Annotated in this window: 5 protein-coding genes and 1 pseudogene; 5 read left to right on the forward strand and 1 reads right to left on the reverse strand. The window is 75.1% G+C overall.

Annotated elements, in window-relative coordinates; translation table 11 throughout:
• On the reverse strand, positions 1 to 587 hold a 587-nt coding region (locus ABTY20_RS34820), incomplete at its 3' end, for an eCIS core domain-containing protein (RefSeq protein WP_352001148.1).
• Between the two features lie 235 nt (positions 588 to 822).
• Here ABTY20_RS34820 and ABTY20_RS34825 point away from each other — a divergent pair.
• From ABTY20_RS34825 to ABTY20_RS34845, 5 genes and pseudogenes are all read left to right on the forward strand, one after another.
• Positions 823 to 2,385: a phage tail sheath family protein gene (locus ABTY20_RS34825; RefSeq protein ID WP_352001149.1), complete on the forward strand. Its 1,563-nt coding sequence runs from the start codon at positions 823 to 825 to the stop codon at positions 2,383 to 2,385.
• Positions 2,386 to 2,420: 35 nt separating this feature from the next.
• Positions 2,421 to 2,861, forward strand: a complete 441-nt coding sequence (locus ABTY20_RS34830) for a phage tail protein (RefSeq protein ID WP_352001150.1) — start codon at positions 2,421 to 2,423, stop codon at positions 2,859 to 2,861.
• Entirely contained in the window at positions 2,858 to 3,355 is a 498-nt protein-coding gene (locus tag ABTY20_RS34835; protein WP_352001151.1) for a hypothetical protein, read from the forward strand. The genes ABTY20_RS34830 and ABTY20_RS34835 overlap by 4 nt, the downstream gene beginning before the upstream one ends.
• Entirely contained in the window at positions 3,352 to 3,510 is a 159-nt protein-coding gene (locus ABTY20_RS34840; RefSeq protein WP_217128022.1) for a DUF6760 family protein, read from the forward strand. The genes ABTY20_RS34835 and ABTY20_RS34840 overlap by 4 nt, the downstream gene beginning before the upstream one ends.
• A gap of 4 nt (positions 3,511 to 3,514) precedes the next feature.
• Positions 3,515 to 4,647, forward strand: a pseudogene (locus tag ABTY20_RS34845) (hypothetical protein); the annotation flags it as partial.

Here is a 4,647-nt window from a genome sequence, read left to right on the forward strand (position 1 = left end):
CGCGCCGGGGCCGGGCCGGCCATCACCCGGCGGGCGTTGGCCTCCGCCTCGCGCTCGAAGCGGTCGCCGGGGTCGCTGATCCGCAGCCCCGCGCCGTTGTCGGCGCCGGCGACCGGCCCCCGGCGCTGCTGGACGACATGGGTGAGTTCATGGGCGAGGGTGTGCTTGTCCGCTCCGCTCCGGCCGAGGACGACGTGGCTGCCCGAGGTGTACGCCCGTGCCCCCACCGAGTCGGCCGAGGCCGCCGCATCGGGGCCGGTGTGCACCCGCACGTCGTGGAAGGACTCGCCGAGCCGGGCCTCCATCTCCGTCCGCAGCGCGGGCTGGAGCGGCCGGCCGGGCGTGCTCAGGACGTCGTGCACCGCCGAGCGCTGGACCGGCGCGCCGTGACCGCAGCCGGCACCGTGCTCGTGCCGCTCCTCCTCCACCATGCGCGCCACCACCGCGTTGCCCACGGCGCGCTGCAGGGCCGGCAGCCCCGTGGGGGACGGACCGCCCGCGCGGGAGGCCCGCTCGGCGGGCGACGCCGTCCGGGCCTGCGTACGGCCTTTCCGGCCGGCCTCCTGCGCTTCCCCACGGGCACGCATGCGCTGTCCTCTCCACGGATTCCCCGGCCCACCAGTCGAGCGCGCGGGCCGGCGGGGCGTCCAGGGCCGCGGGGGCAGTGCGGGGGCAGCCTCCCGTCCCGACGGTCGGCGCGGGCGGTCCGGAAAGGCAGCCGTCCTGCCCCCGGGCAGGTCCGCGGGTCCCTGCCGCTCCGCCCGGGCGCCGAGCAGACTCGGCCTGGACACAGGTGACCGCAAGGACGTTTAAGGAGCGAGCATGCCGACGTACCTCACCCCGGGCGTGTACGTGGAGGAGGTGCAGTCCGGTGCCCGGCCGATCGAAGGGGTCGGCACGGCCGTCGCGGCCTTCGTCGGCTTCGCCGGGAAGGGCCCGTTCCACGCGCCGACGCTGGTCACCGGCTGGGACCAGTACGTCCAGCTGTTCGGCGGCTTCACCGAGGGCACCTACCTGGCCCACGCGGTCTACGGGTACTTCGCCAACGGCGGCGGCGCCGCGTACGTGGTGCGCATCGGCGGGTCCGCCGAGGACACCTCCGCCCCGGCGGCCGGCGACGGCCGGGCGGGCGCGGGCGGCAGGGCCGCGCGGCCGGTGGAGGTCGGCGGCTTCCTGATCGCGGCCAGGCCGGGCGTGACCGGGGTGTCGGTGGAGGTCGCCGACGTGGACGGCGAGAACCCGCCGGAGGACCGCTTCAAGGTCCTGGTCCGTCGCGGCGACCAGGTGGTGGAGACCTACGAGGCGTCCACCCGCAGGAACGTCAAGGGGTACCTGGTCACCCAGGCCCGCGCCTCCGAGCTGATCGAGGTCACCGAGCAGCGCGGCGCCGGCACGGCCAAGCCCGCCGCGCAGACCGTGGCGGTCCCCGACGCCCCGGACGCGCCGTCCGCGAGCGGCACCGGCGAGCCGGCCCGCATCGACCCCGCCGAGTACGTCGGCGACGCCGCGGCCCGCACCGGGTTCGGCGGTCTGGAGACCATCGACGAGATCACCATGGTCGCGGTGCCGGACCTGATGGCCGCCTACCAGCGCGGTGACATCGACGCCGAGGGCGTGCGCACCGTGCAGCTCGCCGTCATCTCGCACTGCGAGCAGATGGGCGACCGGGTGGCCGTGCTCGACACCCCGCCCGGGATGTCCGCCCAGCAGGTGCGCGCCTGGCGCAACGACGAGGCGGGCTACGACTCCCGCTACGCCACCCTGTACTACCCGTGGGTGCGGGTCTTCGACCCGGCCCTCGGACGCAACACCACCGTCCCGCCGAGCGGTCACGTGGCCGGTGTGTGGGCGCGCAGCGACGCCGAGCGCGGGGTGCACAAGGCACCCGCCAACGAGGTGATCCGCGGCGCGGTCGACCTGGAGCTGCGGCTCAGCAAGGGCGAGCAGGACCTGCTCAACCCGATCGGCGTGAACTGCATCCGGGCCTTCCCCGGCCGCGGCATCCGGATCTGGGGTGCCCGCACCCTCTCCTCCGACCCGGCCTGGCGCTACCTGAACGTGCGCCGGCTCTTCAACTACCTGGAGGAGTCCATCCTGCTCGGCACCCAGTGGGTGGTGTTCGAGCCGAACGACGACCGCCTGTGGTCCAGCATCCGGCGCAACGTCACCGCGTTCCTCCAGGAGGAGTGGCGCCGGGGCGCGCTGTTCGGCCGGACCGCCGCCGAGGCGTTCTACGTCAAGTGCGACCGCGACAACAACCCGCAGGAGTCCATCGACCAGGGCCGGGTCGTCTGCGAGATCGGCGTCGCGCCGGTCAAGCCCGCGGAGTTCGTGGTGTTCCGGCTGGCCCAGTTCTCCGACACCACCAGTCTCATCGACGAGTGACCCGCGGGTCCGCAAGGGAAGGTTGACAGACAGTCATGGCAACGGGCGACGCTCTTTCCACCCACGTCTTCGGCGTGCAGCTCGGCGGGTACCTGGTCGAGTCGATCCAGGAGATCAGCGGGTTCACCGTCGAGGAGGATGTCGTCGAGGTCAAGCAGGTGACCTCGGAGGGCAAGCAGATCATCCGCAAGCAGCCGGGCGCCCGGCAGGCCGGCGAGATCACGATCACCCGGGGACTCGACCAGAGCAGCGAGTTCACCAACTGGATCAAGGAGACCCTGAACAACGGGGCCGTGAACTCCGCGCGCCAGAACCTCACCATCGAGATCAAGGACACCGAGGGCAACACGGTCCGCCGCATCCAGCTGCTGCAGGGCTGGGCCTCCAAGTGGGAGGGCCCGTCCCTGAAGGCGGGCGAGTCCTCGCCGGCCACCGAGACCGTCACGATCGTGTTCGAGGAGATCGTCGTCGAATGAGGCGTCGTACGGTCACGGCGGGCAACCTGGAGGAGCTCCTCCAGGCGACGGCGCCCGCCCAGGCGTCGGAGCAGGCGGCGGCCGAGCCGGCCGCCGCGCCCCCGCCGCGTCGGGAGGACCACGGGCTGCGGACCGAGTTCGAGTTCGAGCTGCCGCGCGGCTACGTGGACGACGAGGGCACGGTGCACCGGCACGGCACGATGCGCCTGGCCACCGCCCGCGACGAACTGCGGCCCCAGATCGACCTGCGGGTCAAGGAGAACCCGGCGTACCTGAGCGTGGTGCTGCTGAGCCAGGTGATCACCCGGCTCGGCTCGATCACCGATGTGCACGCCGGGGTCGTGGAGCGGATGTACGCCACCGACGTCGCCTTCCTCCAGGACTTCTACCGCCGCGTCAACAGCGAGGGCCACACCCGCGCGGCGGTGACCTGTCCGCACTGCGAGGGCGGTTTCGAGGTCGACCTCTCGGGTGGGCGCCTGGGGGAATCGTGACGTACGCGCTTCCCCGGCTCCGGGAGGAGATCGCGTACGTCGCCTACCACTTCCACTGGCAGCGCGAGGAGATCCTCGACCTCACCCACGGCGAACGCCAGCAGTGGGTGGCCGAGATCGCCCGTATCAACACCCGTATGAACGAAGGCGGTTGAACACATGGCATGGCGGGACAGGCTGCGTCGCCGGGCCACGGGGCCGTCGGCGGGCGGCCGGTCCGGCGCGTCCGACGAGGGCGTGGACCGGGGCGCGGACGGCGCCCCGGGTCCCGCCGTGCCCGACGCCCCGGGTCCCGCCGTGCCCGGGGACTGGGACGGCGGCTGGCGCCGCGCCGCCGCGCCGCAGCTCACCGTCTCGCACGCCCCGCTGGGCGTGAGCGACGGCCTCTCCTTCCGCGCGGGCCTCGCCGCCTGGCAGAACCCCTCCTTCGACAGCGGCCTCGGTCACGCCGTGCTGCCCGACGCCCCGGCCGGCCTGGTGCGGGGGGTCACGCACCCGGCCGTTCCGCGGGCCACCGGCACCGGCGGGGGACCGCTGCTGCTCCGTGCGCTGCGGACGGAGACGGAGGGGGACGGCCCGCGGGACGGCACACCGGGCACGGTGCGGCCGGACACGGCGCGTACCGGCGGCACGGCTCCGGCCACGCCGGTCGCCCGCCGGACGCGCCCCTCCGGTCCGGCCCCCTCGGGCCCGGCGTCCGGTCCGGCCCCCTCGGCCTCCGGGGCCTCCCGCTCGATGTCCTCGGACCCGGCGCGCTCGGGCTCCGGAGCCTCCGGTCCGGTGCCCTCCGGTGCCGAACCGTCCGGTCCGGCGTCCTCCGGTCCGGGGACGTCCCGGGGCGGCTCGGGCGGCACGCGGGCGGCGGGCCCGGGACCCGGGGCGGACACCGCGGTGGCACGTGCCACGGACGGTACCGACGGCGGTCCGGGCAGCGCCCGCCGGAACCGTGGCCTCACGTCCACGACGCCCCCCGCCGTGCTCTCCCCGTCCTCCCCCGCCGTGCAGCGGGCCGTGACACCGGGCACCACCCCGGTCGTGGCGCCCTCCGACTCCGCCCGCCCGTCGGCCGCCCCGCCGATCCCGCTGGTACGACGTGTCGCCGTGGTCCCCGGCGCGACCACCGGGGGAGCCGGCGGCCGGCCCGCTCCCGGCGTCCCCTCCTCCTCCTCCTCCTCGCGGACGCCGTCCGCGGGACATGACGCGGACTCCGGGCCCGCGTCCGGGCCGTCCGCGCGGCGCGCCGGCCGGCCGGAGGCACCCCGGGCCGACGGCGCCGGGGCGTCCCGCCCGGT

It is taken from the genome of Streptomyces sp. NPDC126497, assembly GCF_040302425.1.
In the GTDB taxonomy this organism is placed as follows: domain Bacteria; phylum Actinomycetota; class Actinomycetes; order Streptomycetales; family Streptomycetaceae; genus Streptomyces.